This window comes from Thermosediminibacter litoriperuensis, from assembly GCF_008124715.1.
Classification (GTDB): domain Bacteria; phylum Bacillota; class Thermosediminibacteria; order Thermosediminibacterales; family Thermosediminibacteraceae; genus Thermosediminibacter; species Thermosediminibacter litoriperuensis.
Genome location: NZ_VNHO01000005.1, coordinates 1 through 19,543 on the forward strand (window position 1 = coordinate 1; position 19,543 = coordinate 19,543).

Consider the following 19,543-nt stretch of genomic DNA (forward strand, 5'->3'; position numbering starts at 1 on the left):
TTGTGGACGTCCTCCTTTACCGTCCCCAACACTATCTTTCCAACCTTTTGCACATCCTGCTGTTTTATCTTGGGCAATGTGAATTCCATTATGCCTTTGAAAATTTCTCCGCCAAGGATAAGTTCAGAAAGGAAGTATTCCCCTTTTTCAAACCTGCTGCCTATTTCTCCCATCGCGTCCCTGCATACTTCCAACAACTTCTGGGCGTCCCCTCCACCTTCCAAATACTCCTTCGCCTTTTTTACCGCCTCTTCTTCTTCCATTTCTACTATTTTTTGAAAAATTTCGTCTAACATTTTTTTAGGCCTCCTTTTTATTTTTAATTACAATTTTATAGAAAATTATACTTTTTATTAATTTTATCAACAATAATATTGCGTCCCGTTCTCCTTTTATTAATAATATTTATTTGTAAAATTATTCTTTTTATTTTTTCCGCCATTATTCTGATTTTTTAAAAAATAGTACTTTGAGGAAAGGACTTCAACCTTTAAGCATTTATCCCTTTATGCTTACCTTATAATCCTTTCTCCCCTCAGCAAAGTAAGCACGGGAATACATAAAAGGTATAACAACAGCTCCGCCGACTATATTCCCCAAAGTAACGGGAATAAGATTGTTTAAGAAAATCTGTGCCCAGCTTATATCCATTCCTCCGAATTTAGCTAAGGGCATGAAAAACATATTGGCGACACTGTGTTCGTAACCCGACAGTACGAAGAGCATTATAGGAAACCAGCAGGAGAATATTTTTGAAATTATATCCAAAGATGCCGTTGCCATCAACACCGCTAAAACCACTAATATATTGCAGAGTATCCCTCTTATGAAAGGCACCACGGGATCTTGGAAAATTTTATTTTGGGCAATTGAAAAAGTTAAATTTAACACATCACCTTGCAGCAGACCGCTTTTAGAAACTAAAAAAGCAAGAGTCACCGATCCCAAAAAATTAGCAAAATACACGGTACCCCAATTTCTCAAAAGAGCACTTACCGTAATTTCTCTTTTCAGCACCGCAAACACCATCAAGTTGTTGCCCGTAAAAAGTTCCGCGCCGCAAATTATAACAAGCATTAGTCCTACGGGGAATACCATTGCTCCAACAAATTTCATTAACCCTGCATCAATGTTTTTGATGGTCTGCATAATTGTAATGCTGGCAAATCCCCCAAATCCTATATAAACTCCTGCAAAAATACCTAAAAACAGCATCTGTTCAAAAGATAATCCTGCTTTTTTAACCCCATTGGATATGGTTAGATCGATAGTTTCTTGTGGTGATAAAAATCTTTTCTCCACACTCAAAACCCTTTCTTTAATAACATGTATATACATCTTATTTTGTAATATACTATACTTCCCGTTATTTGTCAATATTTTTCAATAATTATGAGCAGGAAAACGGTCGTTTTGTCAAGGCGGAATTAACTTGTATCTATATCTAAAACCAGTTCTGGTTGCCAAATTACTACCAGCCAGGCGGCTCTCCCCCTCCTCCTTGGAAACAAAGACAGAATACTCGCCGCCTCAACGGCAGCAGGACCGGCTCTAGAAGGAGCCGGTATACGGTTTGGTATGCGAGGAGCCACCGAGGCCGTAAAAAGGGCAACTCTTCAAAACGGAAACGTCACCGTTAAAGTAATAGAGGCGGGAAACCGCTCGGTATGTGGTTCCGGATTGATCGACGCCGTAGCGGAAATGCTGAGAGTGGGTATTATCAGAGAGAATGGAAAACTGCTGAATAAAGAAGAATATCTTCACACGTGCCCTGCGGAATACAGAGGACTGGTAGACCGGTTAGAAACAAAAAACGATATGAATTGCTTCGTTCTCGTTCCTGAAGAACAGTCTCAAAACGGTCAAAAGATATATATGTAGCAGGGGCTGGAGTTCAGCTTTTCATGTTGTCAAAAGAAATTCGTAACCGGCGATCTTCGAAGAAAAGTAACGCATATAGAGTTAGCTTCAAATCCACATTTCCAAAATGAGTACCTTAAAAATTTGAATTTCTCAAAGTGTAATAATTTATATCGTTAGAACTATCTTTCACCCGGTTTGTCAAGTTTCGGCCTCGTTTTTGTATTTTTCACATATTTTACTATCTGAAAAATAAGATTCGGCATACAGCTTGCAGTAATCCCCTCTAAAATACGTTATTCCCATTCCGATCGGCTTTCCTTCTCTATTATAGAGTTTCTGTTCTACCACCATTAAAGGCAACTCGTTATATATATTGAGATACTTTTTCGTTTCCTCGTCAGGCATTTGAGTATAAATTATCAGCTCTTTTTTTATCGCAAAAAGGGAAGTGCTTTTTGCAACCATCTCCGGAAAAGTAGCATACCGTATCTCTTTTTCGACAATCGGCATTCCCTTACAATAAGGCAGGTATTTTACGTCATAGGCTACAGGTTCTCCCCCGGTAAAAAAGAGCCTCCGGATTACAATTACCTTCCTATTCCTGGTGATCTGCAAACTATTTATTAATTTATAGTTGGGCAAAATTATATTGACTTCCAAAAGTTTTGTTTTGTCCACACTGTTGATAAAATTTTTCATTTCATTGTAATACAGTGTATATGTATCATTATCCGGCTCCCGAACAAAGTTTCCTTTCCCGGGGATAGAATATATATAACCTTCATTGGCAAGCAATGCCAACCCTCTCCTGACCGTCATACGGCTGGCTTTATATGCCCTGCATAAAGCATTTTCGGAATAGATAGCATCTCCCGGCTTAAGTTCGCCTTTATTTATTTTTTCTTTAATATCTTCGGCAATTCTAAGATAGATAGGCAATCGCATATTTATCCCACCGTACTCCATCATATTTTGCCAAGCATTTGTTTACACAATTTGACACCAGCAGAAGCATCATTGGCGTAACAATCAGCACCTATATAATCGCAGGCTTCCTTCGTTAAATGACTTCCACCTAAAATAATCTTAACATCGTTTCTTACTCCCGCATCAACCAATGTATCAACAATCTCCTTCATCGAGTCTATTGTAGACGTTAGAACACCGCTTAATCCTACAATGTCGGGTTTATATTTAATGACGCCTTGTGCGAACACCTCTTTTGATACATCGACCCCGAGGTCGACGGCCTCAAAACCGTTCACCTCCATCAAGCCTTTAAAGATGTCTTTCCCAATATCGTGCAAATCGCCCTTAACCGTTCCCACTATCACCCTTCCCAATATTTTACTATTCCTTCTACGAAATTGTACTTTCATTTCTTCCAATTCCAAAACCTCTTTGAAAATAAGACCGGCCATGATTAAATCAGCTATAAAATATTTTTGATCTTCATATAATTTCCCTACCCTTTTTACGCCTTCTTTTATCAAATCCAGCAAAAACAGCGGCTCCATTCCTGCCTTCAGCGCTTTGCTTGCCAATCGAATTACTTTCTCTTCATCCAATTCTTCTACAGACTTTATTATCAGGTCTTCTACAGTTATAAGATTCTTCATTAAGCCCCCTCCTTGTATAATTATATACTTTAAATTTACGTTCTTCAATTCCGGCGCAGAATTAAGTGCGTATAATTGTGCAAAAAGAAAATTTTAAAAAGATTGAGCCACTCCCCGCCCTCTGACAAAACTAGACCTAACTGGAGGGATGAGAAATGGCTCTCTATATATATACTTAAGCAGTGTGAAAAGAGTCGGCAGCGTTTTTGGAACGGGCCTTCACGCCAAGTTCAGGGAGGAACAAAAATACAACTGCAGCCAATAAAAAGCACACAGCAGCTAAACCAAACATAAGATTAAAATTTGTACCCGCCAAAGGGGTGATGACAAATGTTGGGATGCAAAAAGCTCCAATTAGCTGCATGGTGGCAATGAGTCCACCGGCGCTGCCGGCATAGACTGGACCTACTTCGGGAAGCAGCATGGGGAAGGGACGCCAAAAAACCGGCCTTAACGGGATCTATACCCCTCACTGCATATAGCGCATTGGGGAGAAAACCGGAAAAGGCCATCATTGCACCCATTATGAACATCATTGCTAAACCCACCAGCCATATACTTCTGCTTCTGGCAGCAACACCTAAGTAATTGATCACCGGCATGGCCTGCAAATCCGGTGCACCTTCGGGCTTATCCTTCATGAATAATATCCAGAGGGCGGCGATTACCGCACACATTACACCCGCGGTGATGAATGCGCTCTTCATGGAGGGGAACATCGCCGATGTAGCTGTACCGACGGTCATGGCAATAGTAGCGGAAGCCAAGACTACTCCCATGGCGCTACCGATTTTCTCCGGAGGAAACCATGCTCCCAGCAGTTTGGAGATATTGGCATTCAGGAAAGCCGAGCTGCAACCTGCCATGGCCATCAGGATTAACATCTGCCAAAAGTTTTTTGCTGTAAAACGAAAGGTGATCCCCACTATCGCAAAGAGGAAACCTACGGCAACGACCTTTTTCACTCCGAAGCGGTCTGCCATTGCCCCGGCTGCAATACTGAAGAAAATAGCCGGCAGCATAGGCGCTGATAGGATACTGGCATACTGGGAAGGTGTTAAATTGAGGGCGGGGATTAGTTTATATGCAAGCGATGGGATCTGAAACTGCGCATAGCATCCGATAAATATCGCCAAACACGTAATAGTCAGAATAACCCAACGGTACGAAGTCATCAATCGCATCCTCCTTTCCAAACTGAAAGGAAAATGCCATCACGCTTCTCGGTATTTACCTTTAAAATGGAGGGTGGTTTTTCCCGGGAAATAGCCGCCCGCGGTGTTTCCGCACTGAGCGTGATGGCAACTCGTTTTTTTTATTATCGGGTATGTATTTTTCTTTTTTAAGATGCAAAATACCGCCACATAAGATCATTAGTCTAAATTGTTTTTACACAAGAAGGAACATTAAATAATGGAAAATAGTTTCTTCCAGGTTCTGAAGTTTCGGTCTGCCAAAATCCGAAACTTCGGGATTCAATGCCTTGTATTGCTCCCAGGTCTTATAGTATTTGCTTTCAAGATTCCTTGAAGGTTCCACTTTATAATCTGCTTTATTAAATACCATGCCGGCAGTTTCACCCGCATTGCTGTAAACGGCGTAATCCCTTACGGTTTCGGCCACCGCACACAGGCATTCTAATTTAATATCGCTAAATAAAAGAGGACTTTTATCGAAGTTAAATATATATTTGCCGCCCGGAGCAAGAATATCGATGTACCTTTTGACTTCTTCCACACATTGTTCTTTAGTTTTAGTCTTAAGATTCATTACCGGATAAAGGCCCGTAATTATGTGCTTCTTGCCCAGCTTTTCCTTTATGAGCTTCGGATCACCGTATTCGAACCATAAAGTCGTATCAGTCGGAAGTTCATAGAGATAATCAAGGTATCTCGTCCAATCGTGCTCACAGAATATGGTGCAGTGAATACCCATTGATGCGTATTCATCCAGCAGCCTCTTGAAACTCGGCCAATAAAGTTTGGCAAAATCCTTTTCCCTCATGAACGGCGGCATGTGCAAGGGGATAAATACCTGGGTATAATTTGAAATTATCGGCGGCAAGCCCATTTTGAATACTATCGGATAGAGGGCGTCGCAGGCAGCCGCAACTTTTTCGGGCATTCTTCTTATATCCATGCTTATTCCCTTGAAACCCCTCAATTGATCTGACAAAAAATCAAACGGAGCTTCCGTAAAGCCGCCCGAAAGCAAGCCTCCTGGATAATACCCGTATTTTTCTTCCATTTTATTTATGATCATTCCCGATTGCATAAAATCGTTGTTGAACGCCAATATGCTTTTGGCAAAATTAATGGCACAATTTATTGGATCATCCGGATTAAACGCTTTGTACTGTCTCGGAATAACTCTTTCAAGTAGACAGTCATAAGGCTTTTCGATGAGATAGTCATAGTCTTCCGGAAGCATGCCCGTTACTTCTGGATGCTGAATAAATCCGTTCGAAGCCATTTGAAAGGACTGGGACTTGAGTATTTGATAGAAAGAAGGATATCTGAACGATCCCATAAAGACGCATACGTCTGAGTATACCGTCTGGCATATTTTGTCAACGGCTTCTTCTATAATGGCCGGATTCCACTGGGCTTCACACAAGTCCAGACCGCCAAACTGGGCTATAACCTCAAAGGGAAGGCTTATATTTACAGGCACTCTTTTCGGAATTTTATCGTCGTAGACATCGTGATATATGCTTATCCTTTCCTGCTGCAGCGCCTTTACATCCGTCATTTATTTCACCCACCCCTGGCATATTTTCACGCCTTCCGCGGCGTTGGTCGTAAATGCATCAGCTCCCACATATTCGCATGCTTCTTTTGTTACGGGATTACCGCCGATTATGATTTTAATCTTATCTCTCAATCCGGCTTGTTTTAGTCCTTCCACCGTGGCCTTCATGGATTCTATGGCGAGCGTCAGAACGCCACTCATTCCCACTATATCTGGTTTGACTTCTTTTACTTTTTCCACAAAGGCACTCACCGGCTGGTCGATCCCCAAATCGTACACCTCAAACCCGGCAGCCTCGGCCATACTGCGGAATATATTTTTTCCGATGTCATGCAAGTCTCCGTGAACCGTGCCCAGTACTATCGTCCCTACCTTCGAAGCACTTTTACCGCCTATGACAGGTTTTAGGGTATTGATGGCTTCCGTCAGCAGTTCACCAGCGAAAATAAGGTCGCCCACAAAGTATTCGCCTTTTTCGAATAAATCTCCGACTATTCCCATCCCTTCCTGACATGCGTTAACTATTTTCTGTGCTTCCTCTTCGGTGGGATTTGAATCAACGAACTCCGTAAGTATTTGTATTACCTTTTCCTCATCCAATTCACCTATTGCCTTTTTTAACTCGTCTAAATTTATCATGATTTATTCCTCCCCGTTAATATTGCATAATGCTAATTTCACAATTTACTGTATTTTTTCTGCTCATAATTACGATAGCCCTTCATGACTTTATATTCGCGTTTACCGCTCCTATGTACCACTATCGCCCCCCTTTGCGGAGCCCTTTCTTTAAACTTCAAGATATAAGTTGTATATACATGTTTTAAAACAAGTATATACTAGTTCGACTGAATTGTCAAGTGTTTTTAGAATTTAATTTATCATTATTTTAAATTGAAGAATACAAAAATACCTATTATGGATAGCGTCAAAAAATATATGCATCTAACATATTTATTAAACATATTTATTTCTTGAATTTTTATATTTCTTACTTGATAATATTATTAGGAGTGTATAATGTTTAAAAAAAATTTACGAGCCACTCTCCCCACAAAATCTTACACGCAGGGAGAACATGGCTCGTTACCGCGGGAGTGAGAAAACCTGATGAAAAATATCGTCATTGCTTGTCAGACGATATACGATGAATTGAACTTGGCAATTAATGAAACGCGTAGTGAATATCCCGTCATCTGGGTAGATTCGGAATACCACTCAGACCCCGATCGTTTAAGATTAAAGCTCCAGCAGGAAATAGATTCTCAAAAAAACGTCGACAATATAATATTGGCATATGGATTTTGCGGCAATGCCATATTAGGATTGACAGCTTCTACTGCAAATTTGATTTTCCCTAAAACCGATGATTGCATTTCCATGCTATTGAGTAAACCGGGAGAAAAGTCTCAACGTGTAAAAGATGCTTATTATCTGACCAGAGGCTGGATAAAAAGTCCCAGAAGCTTGATGATGGAATATAAAAATGCTTTGAAGCGTTATGGTGAAGAAAAGACGAAAAGGATATTCCAACGCATGTTAAAGAATTATAATAAATTAATGCTTATAGACACAGGGGCTTACAACGTAGCAGATTGTTGGAATGAAGCTCAAAAAATTGCTGGAACTATCGGGTTAGAGCTGGTCACAGAAAAAGGTGATTTATGGCTGTTGAAAAAAATGTTAACAGGCCCTTATGATGATAATTTTAGCATAATTAATAAAAGGGAAAAAGTAAATATCGCTCACCTGGGATATAATTTCAATGAGCAAACCAACTACCAAACATTAAAGCTCTCTCTTTAAGCGCGGAATGGGTCCACCGGGTATGGTCCATCTGGCCCCGAGCCGCTTCAAATCTATAGATAATTTTTCGCCTCGGGGCTGAAGACCAAAATTATCAATCATTATTCTACTTAATTTTTTGAAAGCACTGGCTTAAGGTTGACCCTTTTTAAAAGCAGCCTGGTAAATACGGTATATATAGGTACATTAAAAGCCTGGACCAGAAAAGCCGTGGACATTTTGTAGACCAGCGGAACACCGAACAGTTTATAAAGAAAATATGGGACGAGCAGAACCGATGTTATTATCTGCCCCACTGCAATAGCTAAAAACAGCTGCCAAAGAGCGGGTTGTTCATTTTTAAAAATTCGCATCACAAGCCCTGGTATTATACCGGTTAAGGCTGCTGTCACCGTAAAATGAGGCATATAAGGCCCCATGGGATTTATCCAGTAACCGATCAAATCCCCCACAGCACCCACGACACCCCCCCCGCTACCGGCCCCATTGCCATGCCTGCCAGTATAATAGGAAATCCTCCAAATCCGAGCCTTATAATCTCAACTCCTCCAATGCCTATCCGTATACTGGCTACTCTGGTAAGCACTATGTTAAGTACGATGAACATGGCAATATAGGTGATTTTTCTCGAGTTAAAATTCATTATACATCCTCCTTCTGGTATTATCTATTATCAGAATGTACCACATGCAGGAGCTCATGGGACTTCTCTGAAAGGGGACTGCCCAAAAATTCCACGTATACAGCTTTTATGGAGGGGTTATCCCCGGCCTCTATCTTAGGTAAGCCCAGTTCATAGTAGTATAACGCCTCTTTTCTTTTTCTCACCGTCTTTTGCCTCAAAGACCTTTTTGGAATTCGCGGCTGGCCTCCTCCCCCGATACAACCGTCCGAGCATGTCATTACTTCTATAAAATGATAATCCGAATTTCCTTTTTTAATCTCTTCCAGCACCGGTATTATATTCTTAAGGCCGTGGACTACTGCGGTTTTTATCTTCCTGTTCCCGATATATATTACGGCTTCTCTGAACCCTTCGCTTTTCCTTAACAGCTCAAAGGCACTGCTTTTCAAGGGTTTCCCGGCGAGTTTCTTTGCCACGGTCCTCAGTGCTGCTTCCATCACGCCTCCACTGGCTCCAAACAGGGCTCCGGCACCGGTGTACTCTCCAAAGGGAATGTCAAAATCCTCCTCCGGCAAGTCAGCCAGCTCCAACTGCCTGTCTTTGATCAATTGCGCCAGCTCTCTCGTCGTCAATACAGCATCCACGTCTCTCGCTCCGGACAAATTCATCTCGGGCCTTGCCGCCTCGAATTTTTTTGCAGTACACGGCATAGCCGAAAGCATAAAGATCCTCGCCGGATCTATACCCTCTTTTTCCGCCATATAAGCCTTTACCAGGGCTCCAAACATCTGCTGGGGCGATTTGCAGGAAGAGAGGTGATCCAGAAGATCGGGATAGTATTTTTCCATAAAAAGCATCCAAGCCGGGCAGCACGATGTAAACATGGGAAAAGGTCCGCCTTTTTCCATTCGTTCCAGAAATTCATGCCCCTCTTCCATAACGGTGAGGTCTGCAGCAAAGCACGTATCGTACACCCTGTCAAAACCCATCTTCCTGAAGGCTGAAGCCATCCGGCCCGGAACTATCGTACCGGGTTCCATGCCGAACTCTTCCCCCAGGCTCACTCTCAAAGCGGGAGCGCTCTGGACGACTTTAATTATACTGTCATCCTCCAGGACTTCTTTAACCCTTTCCAGATCTGACCGATCTTTTGCTGCGCCTGCAGGGCAGGTTACTACACACTGACCGCAGTTAACGCAGCAGCGTTCGTCAATCCCATGCGGTATTAATGGTTCGCCGGAACAGGCCTCCACGCCGCAAACCTGGGAACATAACGTACATCCTTTGCAAAGTTCCTGATTTATTTCAATTATCGCCATGCTTTTCACCCCCGGCGGAGATATTCACAGCACAAGCCTTTAATTGAGGTGTCTTGGCCACCGGATCCAGGACATCAATAGTCAAATAATTGGCTGCCGCTTCAGCAAAGTGAAACGGTACAAATACAACGCCCTGTTTTATTTTTTCAGTAACCCTGGCGGGGGCCTTTATTTCTCCTCTTCTCGACTTAATGTAAACTACATCACCGTTAGAAATCCCAAACTTTTGCGCATCCACAGGATTTATCTCAACAAAAGGCCCGGGACATTTTTTATTGAGAAAATCGATTTTTCTCGTCATAGTGCCCGTATGATAGTGATAAAGCACTCGCCCGGTTGTAAGTACGAGCGGATATTCTTCATCGGTCTTTTCGGCGGGAGGCGTGTACTTTACCGGGATGAATTTCCCCTTACCCCTTGCAAAGGAGTCCTTATGAAGATAAGGTGTCCCCGGATGGTCCTTATGAGGACATGGCACCTGAATACCCGGACCCTCCAACCTGTCATAGGATATTCCTCCGTAAGACGGAGTAAGGCTTGCAATCTCATCCATTATTTCGGAAGGATGTTTGTAAGTCATGTTATAACCCATGCGTGCAGCGAGTTCTACTATGATCTGCCAGTCCGGTTTGGAATTTCCCAAAGGTTCAACGGCCTTTCGCAGTCTCTGGACCCTGCGATCGGTCGTTGTGAAAGTTCCATCCTTTTCTGCAAAGGAACAGGCCGGAAGCACCACATCGGCAAATCTTGCAGTTTCCGTTAAGAATATGTCCTGAACCACCAGGAATTCAAGTCCTGCGAGTGCCTTTTCGACATGAGATAGATGGGATTCACTAACCGCAGGATTTTCGCCTATTATATACATAGCCTTAATTATTCCTTCTTCTGCGGCTTTAAACATTTCAGGCACAGTCAATCCTGGAGTATCCGGAATTTCAGCACCCCAGGCTCTCAAAAATTTTTCGCGGACATTCGGATCTGTCACTTTCTGGTAACCGGTAAGGACATCGGGAAGCGCACCCATATCGCAGGCCCCCTGGACATTATTCTGGCCTCTTAACGGGCAAAGACCCGTCCCGGGCCTTCCCACATTTCCTGTGAGCATCACCAGATTTGACAGGGCGATTACGTTGTCGGTGCTGCAGTTATGCTGTGTTATGCCCATGCAGTAGAGAATCATAGCCCTTTCCGCCCCGGCGTAAATGCGAGCGGCCCGCCGTATATCTTCCGCTTTTACCCCCGTTATCCTTTCCGCCCTTTCGGGCGTCCACTGGAGGACGTCTTGTTTCAGGACTTCAAAGCCTTCGGTGCGTTTTTCAATGAAATTTTCATCAAAAAGCCCGTCTTCTATTATCACATTTATCATGGCATTTATCAGAACCACATCGGTACCGGGCGAAAGACAAAGGTGGATATAGGCCCTCTCCGCAAGGTAGGTCCTCCTTGGATCTGCCACGATCAACTTTGCCCCGTTCTTTACGGCCTCAATTACCCTGGAGCCTATTAAAGGATGCTGTTCGGTAGTATTCGACCCTATCACGAATAAAACCTGGCTTTCGGTTATCTCTTCTATCGAGTTGGTCATCGCTCCGGCACCCATTGTCTTGGCCAGACCGGCCACAGTGGGGGCGTGTCAGAGGCGGGCGCAGTGGTCTATGTTGTTCGTAGCCAGAACGGCCCTGGCTAATTTTGACATAAGATAATTCTCTTCACATGCGGCTCTTGCCGAGCTTAAAACGCCAAAAGCGGCACCGCCGCTTTCTTCCTTTATCTTGCGGAATCTATCGGCGACAATGCCCAGGGCTTCATCCCAGGTGGCCTCTCTAAAAACTCCGTTTTCTTTGATAAGCGGTGTTTTCAACCTTTCAGGGGAATGAACGAATTCATGGGCCAGCATTCCCTTAATACAAAGCGTCCCCTTGTTTATTGAATCTTTGACCGCCGGAGATGTCCGGACAGTCCTCCCGTTTTTCACGTGAAGGTTTATCGAGCAACCGCATCCGCAGTAGGGACAAACCGTTTTAACATAATGAGTCAACACCGCCACCGCCTTTCAAATTAACTTCTTTCCAATTTATCGCTCTAAGCGGGCAGGCTTTAAAGCACAGCGAACACTCCATGCACATCTCTTCGGTGATCTCATATACCCCATTTTCTCCGAACCCCGTTTCCCCTATTGCATCGAAGGGGCACAGATTGTAACACGTACCGCACCCGATGCATCCGGCCTTATCTATCACGAACAATGCCCCGACCCCCTATTAAACTTTGTTATTACATTCACAATTTTATCCCTTCGTTATTTTATTGTCAAGCAACATTATTTGAATTGTAGTAATTTTTGTCAAAAATATTTGCCAAAAATGTAAAGCGGCATGAAGTAAAACCTCATGCCGCAGATTAAAAGCCAAAACCCGCTATACGGGCAGGTCTTTTTTGTAATAAAGGCCTATTTCGCTGCCCACGGCGCCCAGGCGTTCCCTTAGCTCTTTCACCTTTTTGAGCTCGTAACCCAGCAGCTTCGATATTTCCTCATCTCTCAACCCCAGAGAAACAGCGTCGAGGAATAAGTAAGGGTCAATGCCGAACTCCCTTTTTATTTCATCGGTGCTGATGCCCAGTTTGCTGTAAAACCCGTCGTGCTTTCTTACCCTTCTACTATGACCTTGGCCGAACCTGTCGATTTCGAGCTTTCCCTCTTCGTCGATCCAGGCCGCCTTAATTTCTGACAGGCGGTTGACTCCCTTTTTTCTCAATTCCACCAGCAGCCGGTCTATCCCCACACCGAGGGTATCCAGGTTGTTTTGTGCAACCCGCCCCTGATGGACCACCATTGTGGGGAATATACCCTGGGACGGCTTTAGCCCCAGGTATTTCGGGGTAACGGGCTCGCTGTCCTTTTTCTTCAATATGCTCAGCTTGCCGTTGGGCTCAATTGTGGCTTCCTGGACTTCATTTATGTCGGTCACATTTTTTTCGCGCAGCAGAATCAGCAGGTCAGCGATGGTTATGCGCTCTTTTTTAAGATTTTGTACTATGACTTCTCCGTCCTTGACAAGTACGGTGGATGTTCCCTGAAGTACGTTTTCCAATTTCCTGTTTTTCATTATAAGTATTGCCAAAAGATAATTCAATATGGATATCACGATTACAGGTATGATGCCGAAACTCAAAGGAATACTAAAATCCTCAAGAGGTATAGCAATAGCGGAGCCCATTATGATTATGAGTATGAGATCAAAAGGAGAAAGCTGGGCTATGGTCCTTTTGCCCATGATTCTGACGAGCACAAGGCTGATAGTAAAAAGTATTACCGAGCGGTAAGCAAGCAGCAGAAATTCCTTCAGCAAAGCATTCACTCCCGCATCGTCCTTTCCAGTACTTCTAGATTTTTAAGAAAAGCACCGAATTTATCGATCATCAAAAGGCCGTTTCCGGCATCACTAAGGGCTTCCACCGCCTTTAACATGCTCTTTTGAACCTGGAAGATCAAAAGCCCTGTGCTCTCGTAAACCCTCTGCCTTAAAGCCCTTACCAGATTTTTTACCCTTTCCCCATCCTCATCCTTGCCGTATTCCTTTAGGAATTCCGCTATCAATTCTATCTCGCCGAGTTTTTTGCTCAGTTCGATATGACCGGAGGATTTAACCAGCAGCTGCTGCAGGGCTTCGTCGAGGTCCGTTTCAATAGCCTTCAAGTCGTTTAACAGTTTATCCACCTGGGCTTGGAAGTTCATGATAGCACCCGCGGTTTTGACGGCCGTCCTTCCCATAACACGCCCTCCGAATAATTTACTGCTTGTTTTATTTTTCAGGATTTCAACGTTTTTTATTCAGGGCATTGGTCGCCCCCGGGCTTTGCTTTTCCCACTATTTTTGCTATACTAAAAAAGGTTGAAAATTTCGGGGCCGAGAGGTGTAAGATGAAACGGTTAATATGTTGTAAACTAATCCTTATCCTAAGTTTGTTAATAGCTGCAACCGGCAAAGCCGCCGCAGCGCCTTCCCCACCCTCTATTGTGGGTACTGCCGGGATACTCATGGACGTCAAAACCGGCAAGGTGCTCTATGAGAAAAACGCCCACCTCATGCTGGAACCCGCCAGCACCACCAAGATAATGACCGCCGTTATCGCTCTTGAAAAGGGTAAACTCTCCGATAATGTTGTTACCGGCAGAGAACCAACTCTGGCCGATGGAACCCGTATATACCTGGAGGAAGGGGAAAAACTCACCCTGGAACAGATGCTCTATGGCATGATGTTAAACTCCGGCAACGACGCTGCAGTAGCCATAGCCGAGCATATAGCAGGTAGCGTCCCCGAATTTGCAAGGTTAATGAACGAAAAGGCCAAAATACTGGGCGCCAAAAACACCAATTTTGTAAACCCCAGCGGTCTCCCCGACGAAAACCATTACACGACGGCCTACGACCTGGCTATCATAGCGCGATACGCCCTGCTGAATCACCCTGAATTCAGGAAAATAGTATCCACCAAAACCTTCAAAATACCCTGGCAGGGCAAGGAATGGGATAGGCTCCTGATAAATCACAATAAATTGTTGTGGAACTTTGAGGGAGCCGACGGGGTAAAAACCGGCTATACCCGTTCAGCCGGGCAGACTATTGTAGCCTCGGCAACCAGAAACGGGTGGCAGCTTCTAGCCGTGGTGCTTAAATCCCAGGGCAGAAATATATACAGCGACGCTCAAGCCCTGCTGGAGTATGGGTTTGACAACTTCGAAAAGAGGGATATTATAAATAAAGGTCAGGTCGTCGATAAGGTCAATGTAAAATACGGTACTCCGGTGGACTTGGTAACTGCGTCGGATTTTTCCACGGTTGTGGAAAAAGGAAGCGGTCCCATAGATATTAAGAAAAATATATTTGCCGGCGTAAAGGCTCCTGTTGTAAAAGATCAGGTTCTTGGAAATCTAGATTTTTATCAGGACGGCTTCAAAATCGGAAGTGTGCCCCTTGCCGCCGTCGCCGATATTCCCCGTAAGATTTACACCAGGTGGTGGTTCTGGCCGTCGGCCCTGATAACGCTAGTCTACGTTCCTTTCAGGATATCCGTCGGGATCAGGAGGTACAAGAGGCGCCTGCGAAGACCTAATTATCTTTACTATTACAAAAGTGAAAGAAAGAAAAGGTGGTAATGAAAAATAGGGGCTGTCCCGTAATTGAATCCGGGATAGCCCCTATTTTTTCTACTTTTTCAAGATATATACGGTCACCCAGCGCCTTCCGAACCGGCGGGCTAAGGATTCGGTTTCAACGAAGAGATCGATTCTATTGCCCTTTATAGATCCGCCGGTGTCTTCAGCCCTGGCAAAGCCGTAGCCTTCCACGTAGAGCTCGGTTCCCAGAGGTATAACTCCCGGGTCAACGGCGACGACGCCTACCCGGGGCATCGTGCCCGTCGCAGTGCGGTTGCCGGTATGAGTATAAGCCGTAGCCAGCATTTTCAGCTTTTTCGTATAGGCAAATTCAACCCCGCCGCGGGAAGCGAGCATCAACCCACCTTTTAACACTATCTCCGGTTTGGCCGGTTTCAACGTCACCCTCTCGGTGGTCTTTTCGACCACCTTTCCGTCTTCTAACCTAATCCTGGTTATGAGCTTTTCCTGGCCTTCTTCACCTTTCTGGACCAGCTTTGTTTGCCCCATGGGAAGGTTATTGTCCACCTTTGTAACCGTTTTAAAGGGAATCTTTTTGACCTCTTCTACAACCTTTTCTTCAACCCTGATAACCTTAATATCCGCCGGTCCTTCTATGTATGCCGTCCTGGAAGGTTCAACTTTGTCTTTATCTTTAAGTTCTATACCGGCCTTTTTTACAATGTTTTCTGCGGTATCCGGCTGCGTCTTTACATCGACTTCTCTTCCGCCGGCGATTATTTTTACGTCAAAAGCACGCTTTATATGTATTATACTGCCGTCACTAAGCTTAGATGAAATATCCGGTGTTACCACGTCTTGTGCTGAAACGGATATATTTTTCTCATCTAAAAGATCTTTTACTGTGGCGCTGAAGGTCTTAACTTCGATCTTTTTTCCACCATCTATTATAGTTACACTTTTCTCTCTGTAATAGTATCCCCAGAGGGCTGCCGCAATTCCTGCTGTGACTACCAGGATCAGTATAGCCCGTGGAGACCTTTTCAGCAATAAAACTCCTCCTTTAAAATGTAATTTTTAAAAAACCCTGTTATAAGCTTACATTATTATTATATAATATGTGTCAAGCCATCATATATATACAATTTTGTGAAATCACATCTTAATTCGTTTCCAGTAGCCCTTTTTAAACCTGTACACCATTAAAAGCGCCTCAATGAAATACTGTATAACCGTTGCCGCCCAGACGTATTCAAGTCCCGCCTTCAATACAAACACAACGGTAAAAATCAGGGGAAGTCTCACCAGCCATAAGGTAACAAGGGTGACTCCAAACGGGCTCTTCGTATCACCGGCTCCCCTCAAGGCTCCGGATAGAGTCATCGCCACCGCTATGGTAGCCTGCTCAAAGGCGCCGATCCTCAAGCAGCGGGCCGCGAGATCTCCAACCTCCGGTATATTTGTAAAAAGGCCTGTGATTCGCCCTGGTACGAGAAAAAACGCCGCCCCTACAGCGCTCATGAGCATAACGGAGAGTCTAGTGGCTTCCCAGGCTGCCGTTTCCGCCGCTTTCTCATCCTTCGCCCCGAGGCTCTGCCCCACCACTGTGGAGGCAGCCACAGAGAAACCGTATCCCGGCATGAAAGACATGGATTCAGCAGTCACCGCCACCTGATGGGCCGCAAAAGCCGCGGTACCCAGGCGGTTGATCCAAATGGAGGAAATCAGCCGGCTGGCGCTGTAAGAAAGTTCTTCCATTGAAGCCGGTACGCTCAAGGAGATAATGCGGCCCATCAATTTTAAATCGATGCGGGACAGTTTTTTTATGTCGAGTTTTATGCAGCCGAATCCTGAGGTTACATAGCCGAAAGTGACAGCCGCTGCGGCGATCTGCGCGAAGGCCGTTGCGATGGCCGCTCCCTTTACTTCAAGCCTCGGGAACCCCAGATTTCCGAATATCAGGGCGTAATCCCCTATAATGTTCAGTATATTCCCCATCGCCGCCGAAATCATGGGAATGGCTGTGTTTCCCGCCCCCCTCAGAGCTGAATTCATAACAAGGGTGGGCACCATAAACGCCACACCTACAGCCACAATTTTCAGATAATCGGCGCCGAGGGAAGCTACCAGTGGATCCCGAGTAATGGTACGGAAAATTGAAACTGCCCCCAAATTACACAATAACCCCAGTATTGCGCCCAGAATCAATGATACCAACACAGCCTGCCCCGCAATGTAACCGGCTCGCTCGTTTTCTCCCGCCCCGATGTACCTGGCCACCATAGCCGAAGTTCCTACCCCCAGGGCGCCGAAGACGAAAGTAACGGTAAACGCCAGCTGACCTCCCAAACCCACTGCACTAAGGGCTCCGGCGCTCAAACGCCCGATCATGGCTGTATCGACAGTCCAGACGATCGTGCCCGATATCATCTCCAGGATAGCGGGCCATGCAAGGCTCATGATCTGCCTGCGCAGCAAATAGCGATATTCGGCTTTAGATGCCATCCTCATAATAAGCCTCCGGAAAGGTTTTTAACGACAACTGACTAATATTATACCCTTTCTATCATATTTTGCCAACAAGAAGCAACAGAAAAAGACCCACCGAAATTCGTGGGTCTCTTTTGCCGGCAGGGCCTTCCGCCGGCCGCCATTAATAAAGTTTCTCCTAAAAGTATCGTTTATCTTTGAGAGGTCATCTTCACCAGCACGTTTCTCATTTTCTTATAGCCCTCGTTCAGGTCCTCTTCGGTCACCGTCAGTACCGGCCTCAACCTGATTCCTTTAGTTCCGGTGGGAAGCACCAGCATTTTCTCCTCATAGCATAATTTCTGGAATTCTGCCCTCAACGCCGCATCGGGTAAGTCGAAAGCGGCCATTAAGCCCTTATACCTCACATTGCTGATAAGATTGGGGAATTCGTCCTGCAGGGCGTGCAGGTGCCTGTGAAGCACTTTAGATACGCTGTTGACGTGGTCGAGTACCTTATCTTCAATCATGATTTCCAGGATTCTGGTAGCCCTCACCATATCGACTATATTTCCGCCCCAGGTAGAGTTGATCCGGCTACTCTCAACAAAACAGTTCTTTTCCACTTCGTCGACCCGCCGGTTGGCCAGAATGCCGCATACCTGGGACTTTTTGCCGAAGGCGAAAATATCCGGTTCAACGCCGTAATGCTGGAAAGCCCACATCTTCCCGGTGATACCCATGCCGCACTGCACTTCATCGAAGATAAGCATTATTTCGTTTTCGTCGCAGATTTGCCTCAGGCTCCTCAGGAATTCAGGCCTGAAGTGGTTGTCACCGCCTTCGCCCTGGATTGTTTCTATAATAATTGCGCAGATGTCGTTGGGATTTTCGGCTATTGCCTGTCTTATCTGGCGCAGGGCTTCCTCTTCGGCTCTTTTAACCTCTTCAAGGTGTTCTTCAAGAGGCCATATAATTTTCGGGTTTAAAATCCTGGGCCATTCGTTAAATTTAGTAAAATACATGTACTTCCTGGGGTCTGCCGTGTTTGTAAGCGAAAGGGTATAGCCGCTGCGGCCGTGGAAGGCTTCTTTAAAATGAATCACCTTGGTGCCCTTTTCGGCGCTTCCGGTATACCCGCGAGCCAGGTTCTTGCGCACCTTCCAGTCCATTGCCACCTTCAGGGCGTTTTCGACGGCCAGGGTGCCGTAATCTATCAGGAAAAGATGGACGTACCCTTCCGGTGCCGCAAATTCCATGAAAGTCTTGACGAATTGTGCCATCTCCACTGTATAAATATCCGAATTGGCAACCTTGTTGACGGCTGCCCTGAAGACGCGTTCTTTAAACTCCTCGTTGGCCAGCTTCGGGTGGTTTAACCCCAGGGGCGACGAAGCAAAGAAGGTGTAAAAGTCCAGGTAATCGGTGCCATCCCGGGCATCGACGATGTGACTTCCGTGCGATTTTTCCAGATCGATAACGATAGGGAAACCGTCGACCAGGATGTACTTCTCAAGGGTTGAAAGGACCTCGTCAGGTTTTACCATAATGACCACCTCCATTATTTTAATATTTCTAAAGTTTATAATGGAAAACACTTTCGGTATATAAATATACTTTGCAATTTTCGTGCCACAATCGAAGCGCCTTTTCCCGGCACTTTTAATAATTTACTTCGCCGAAAACATTGCATTATTGTGCAAAATTTACGGCACTTCCCGGCACTGCTTTGAGAAAGTCAGACATCAAGTTATAAAAAAAGGCTTTCAGCTTAACCTGAAAGCCCTCGATTCGTTAACTGGCGGGAGTATGTGGGAATCGAACCCACCTCGGAGGTTTTGCCCCCGATGCTGGTTTTGAAGACCAGAAGGCCCACCAGGACCTATCTACTCCCGTACATAAAATTATGATAGCAGAAAATAATACTTTTTTCAATAGTGATTGTCAGATGATCGACAATCAGCATGTTATG

20 protein-coding genes and 1 tRNA gene are annotated in these 19,543 nt (G+C 44.8%); 3 read left to right on the forward strand and 18 right to left on the reverse strand.

Annotated elements, in window-relative coordinates:
* Both LZ11_RS02675 and LZ11_RS02680 read right to left on the reverse strand, forming a co-directional pair.
* On the reverse strand, positions 1-296 hold a 296-nt coding region (locus LZ11_RS02675; protein WP_187695048.1), incomplete at its 3' end, for a cobalamin B12-binding domain-containing protein.
* Positions 297-498: 202 nt separating this feature from the next.
* Positions 499-1,302, reverse strand: coding sequence for a formate/nitrite transporter family protein (locus tag LZ11_RS02680; protein WP_148866371.1), 804 nt, complete (start codon positions 1,300-1,302; stop codon positions 499-501).
* A 165-nt stretch (positions 1,303-1,467) separates the two neighbouring features.
* Between LZ11_RS02680 and LZ11_RS12670 the strand changes: the two genes are divergently transcribed.
* Positions 1,468-1,881 (forward strand): ASKHA domain-containing protein, encoded by a 414-nt coding sequence (locus tag LZ11_RS12670; RefSeq protein WP_281282696.1) that lies wholly within the window; start codon positions 1,468-1,470, stop codon positions 1,879-1,881.
* Positions 1,882-2,061: 180 nt separating this feature from the next.
* On the opposite strand, the gene LZ11_RS02690 is transcribed toward LZ11_RS12670, so the two are convergent.
* The 5 genes from LZ11_RS02690 to LZ11_RS02710 all read right to left on the reverse strand — a co-directional run bounded on the left by LZ11_RS02690 (position 2,062) and on the right by LZ11_RS02710 (position 6,872).
* Positions 2,062-2,808 (reverse strand): GntR family transcriptional regulator, encoded by a 747-nt coding sequence (locus LZ11_RS02690; RefSeq protein WP_148866372.1) that lies wholly within the window; start codon positions 2,806-2,808, stop codon positions 2,062-2,064.
* Positions 2,809-2,828: 20 nt separating this feature from the next.
* A complete protein-coding gene (locus LZ11_RS02695; protein ID WP_148866373.1) occupies positions 2,829-3,482 on the reverse strand; it encodes a cobalamin B12-binding domain-containing protein in 654 nt (217 codons plus the stop codon).
* Between the two features lie 296 nt (positions 3,483-3,778).
* On the reverse strand, positions 3,779-4,657 hold the full coding sequence (locus tag LZ11_RS02700; RefSeq protein ID WP_222927161.1) for an MFS transporter: 879 nt from the start codon (positions 4,655-4,657) through the stop codon (positions 3,779-3,781).
* A 214-nt stretch (positions 4,658-4,871) separates the two neighbouring features.
* The gene (locus LZ11_RS02705) at positions 4,872-6,233 is read right to left on the reverse strand and encodes a uroporphyrinogen decarboxylase family protein (protein ID WP_148866374.1); all 1,362 of its coding nucleotides are present in this window, start codon (positions 6,231-6,233) and stop codon (positions 4,872-4,874) included.
* Entirely contained in the window at positions 6,234-6,872 is a 639-nt protein-coding gene (locus LZ11_RS02710) for a cobalamin B12-binding domain-containing protein (protein WP_148866375.1), read from the reverse strand.
* A gap of 471 nt (positions 6,873-7,343) precedes the next feature.
* Between LZ11_RS02710 and LZ11_RS02715 the strand changes: the two genes are divergently transcribed.
* Positions 7,344-8,039 (forward strand): DUF1638 domain-containing protein, encoded by a 696-nt coding sequence (locus LZ11_RS02715; RefSeq protein ID WP_187695049.1) that lies wholly within the window; start codon positions 7,344-7,346, stop codon positions 8,037-8,039.
* A 110-nt stretch (positions 8,040-8,149) separates the two neighbouring features.
* Here LZ11_RS02715 and LZ11_RS02720 read toward each other — a convergent pair whose 3' ends face one another.
* The 7 genes from LZ11_RS02720 to LZ11_RS02745 all read right to left on the reverse strand — a co-directional run bounded on the left by LZ11_RS02720 (position 8,150) and on the right by LZ11_RS02745 (position 13,755).
* A complete protein-coding gene (locus LZ11_RS02720; RefSeq protein ID WP_222927162.1) occupies positions 8,150-8,500 on the reverse strand; it encodes an ECF transporter S component in 351 nt (116 codons plus the stop codon).
* Positions 8,479-8,682 carry an ECF transporter S component family protein gene (locus LZ11_RS12495; RefSeq protein ID WP_222927163.1) on the reverse strand — a complete coding sequence of 68 codons (204 nt, stop codon included), beginning with the start codon at positions 8,680-8,682 and terminating at the stop codon, positions 8,479-8,481. Before LZ11_RS12495 ends, LZ11_RS02720 begins: the two co-directional genes overlap by 22 nt.
* A 20-nt stretch (positions 8,683-8,702) precedes the next feature.
* Positions 8,703-9,983, reverse strand: coding sequence for a [FeFe] hydrogenase, group A (locus tag LZ11_RS02725; protein ID WP_148866377.1), 1,281 nt, complete (start codon positions 9,981-9,983; stop codon positions 8,703-8,705).
* Complete coding sequence (fdhF, locus tag LZ11_RS02730; RefSeq protein WP_148866378.1) at positions 9,970-12,021, reverse strand: formate dehydrogenase subunit alpha; 2,052 nt, start codon at positions 12,019-12,021, stop codon at positions 9,970-9,972. Before fdhF ends, LZ11_RS02725 begins: the two co-directional genes overlap by 14 nt.
* On the reverse strand, positions 12,005-12,223 hold the full coding sequence (locus tag LZ11_RS02735; RefSeq protein ID WP_246110689.1) for a 4Fe-4S binding protein: 219 nt from the start codon (positions 12,221-12,223) through the stop codon (positions 12,005-12,007). The genes fdhF and LZ11_RS02735 overlap by 17 nt, the downstream gene beginning before the upstream one ends.
* Before the next feature lie 177 nt (positions 12,224-12,400).
* Positions 12,401-13,342: a YetF domain-containing protein gene (locus tag LZ11_RS02740; protein WP_148866380.1), complete on the reverse strand. Its 942-nt coding sequence runs from the start codon at positions 13,340-13,342 to the stop codon at positions 12,401-12,403.
* A complete protein-coding gene (locus LZ11_RS02745; RefSeq protein ID WP_148866381.1) occupies positions 13,339-13,755 on the reverse strand; it encodes a hypothetical protein in 417 nt (138 codons plus the stop codon). Before LZ11_RS02745 ends, LZ11_RS02740 begins: the two co-directional genes overlap by 4 nt.
* A 150-nt stretch (positions 13,756-13,905) precedes the next feature.
* On the opposite strand from LZ11_RS02745, the gene LZ11_RS02750 reads away from it, so the two are divergent.
* Positions 13,906-15,141 (forward strand): D-alanyl-D-alanine carboxypeptidase family protein, encoded by a 1,236-nt coding sequence (locus LZ11_RS02750; protein ID WP_148866382.1) that lies wholly within the window; start codon positions 13,906-13,908, stop codon positions 15,139-15,141.
* A 51-nt stretch (positions 15,142-15,192) separates the two neighbouring features.
* On the opposite strand, the gene LZ11_RS12855 is transcribed toward LZ11_RS02750, so the two are convergent.
* The 4 genes from LZ11_RS12855 to LZ11_RS02770 all read right to left on the reverse strand — a co-directional run bounded on the left by LZ11_RS12855 (position 15,193) and on the right by LZ11_RS02770 (position 19,465).
* The gene (locus tag LZ11_RS12855; protein ID WP_148866383.1) at positions 15,193-16,152 is read right to left on the reverse strand and encodes a resuscitation-promoting factor; all 960 of its coding nucleotides are present in this window, start codon (positions 16,150-16,152) and stop codon (positions 15,193-15,195) included.
* 105 nt (positions 16,153-16,257) lie between these two features.
* A complete protein-coding gene (locus LZ11_RS02760) occupies positions 16,258-17,613 on the reverse strand; it encodes an MATE family efflux transporter (protein ID WP_148866384.1) in 1,356 nt (451 codons plus the stop codon).
* A 170-nt stretch (positions 17,614-17,783) separates the two neighbouring features.
* Positions 17,784-19,118 carry an L-lysine 6-transaminase gene (lat, locus tag LZ11_RS02765; protein WP_148866385.1) on the reverse strand — a complete coding sequence of 445 codons (1,335 nt, stop codon included), beginning with the start codon at positions 19,116-19,118 and terminating at the stop codon, positions 17,784-17,786.
* A gap of 252 nt (positions 19,119-19,370) precedes the next feature.
* Positions 19,371-19,465, reverse strand: a tRNA-Sec gene (locus LZ11_RS02770).
* Positions 19,466-19,543: the final 78 nt, after the last annotated feature.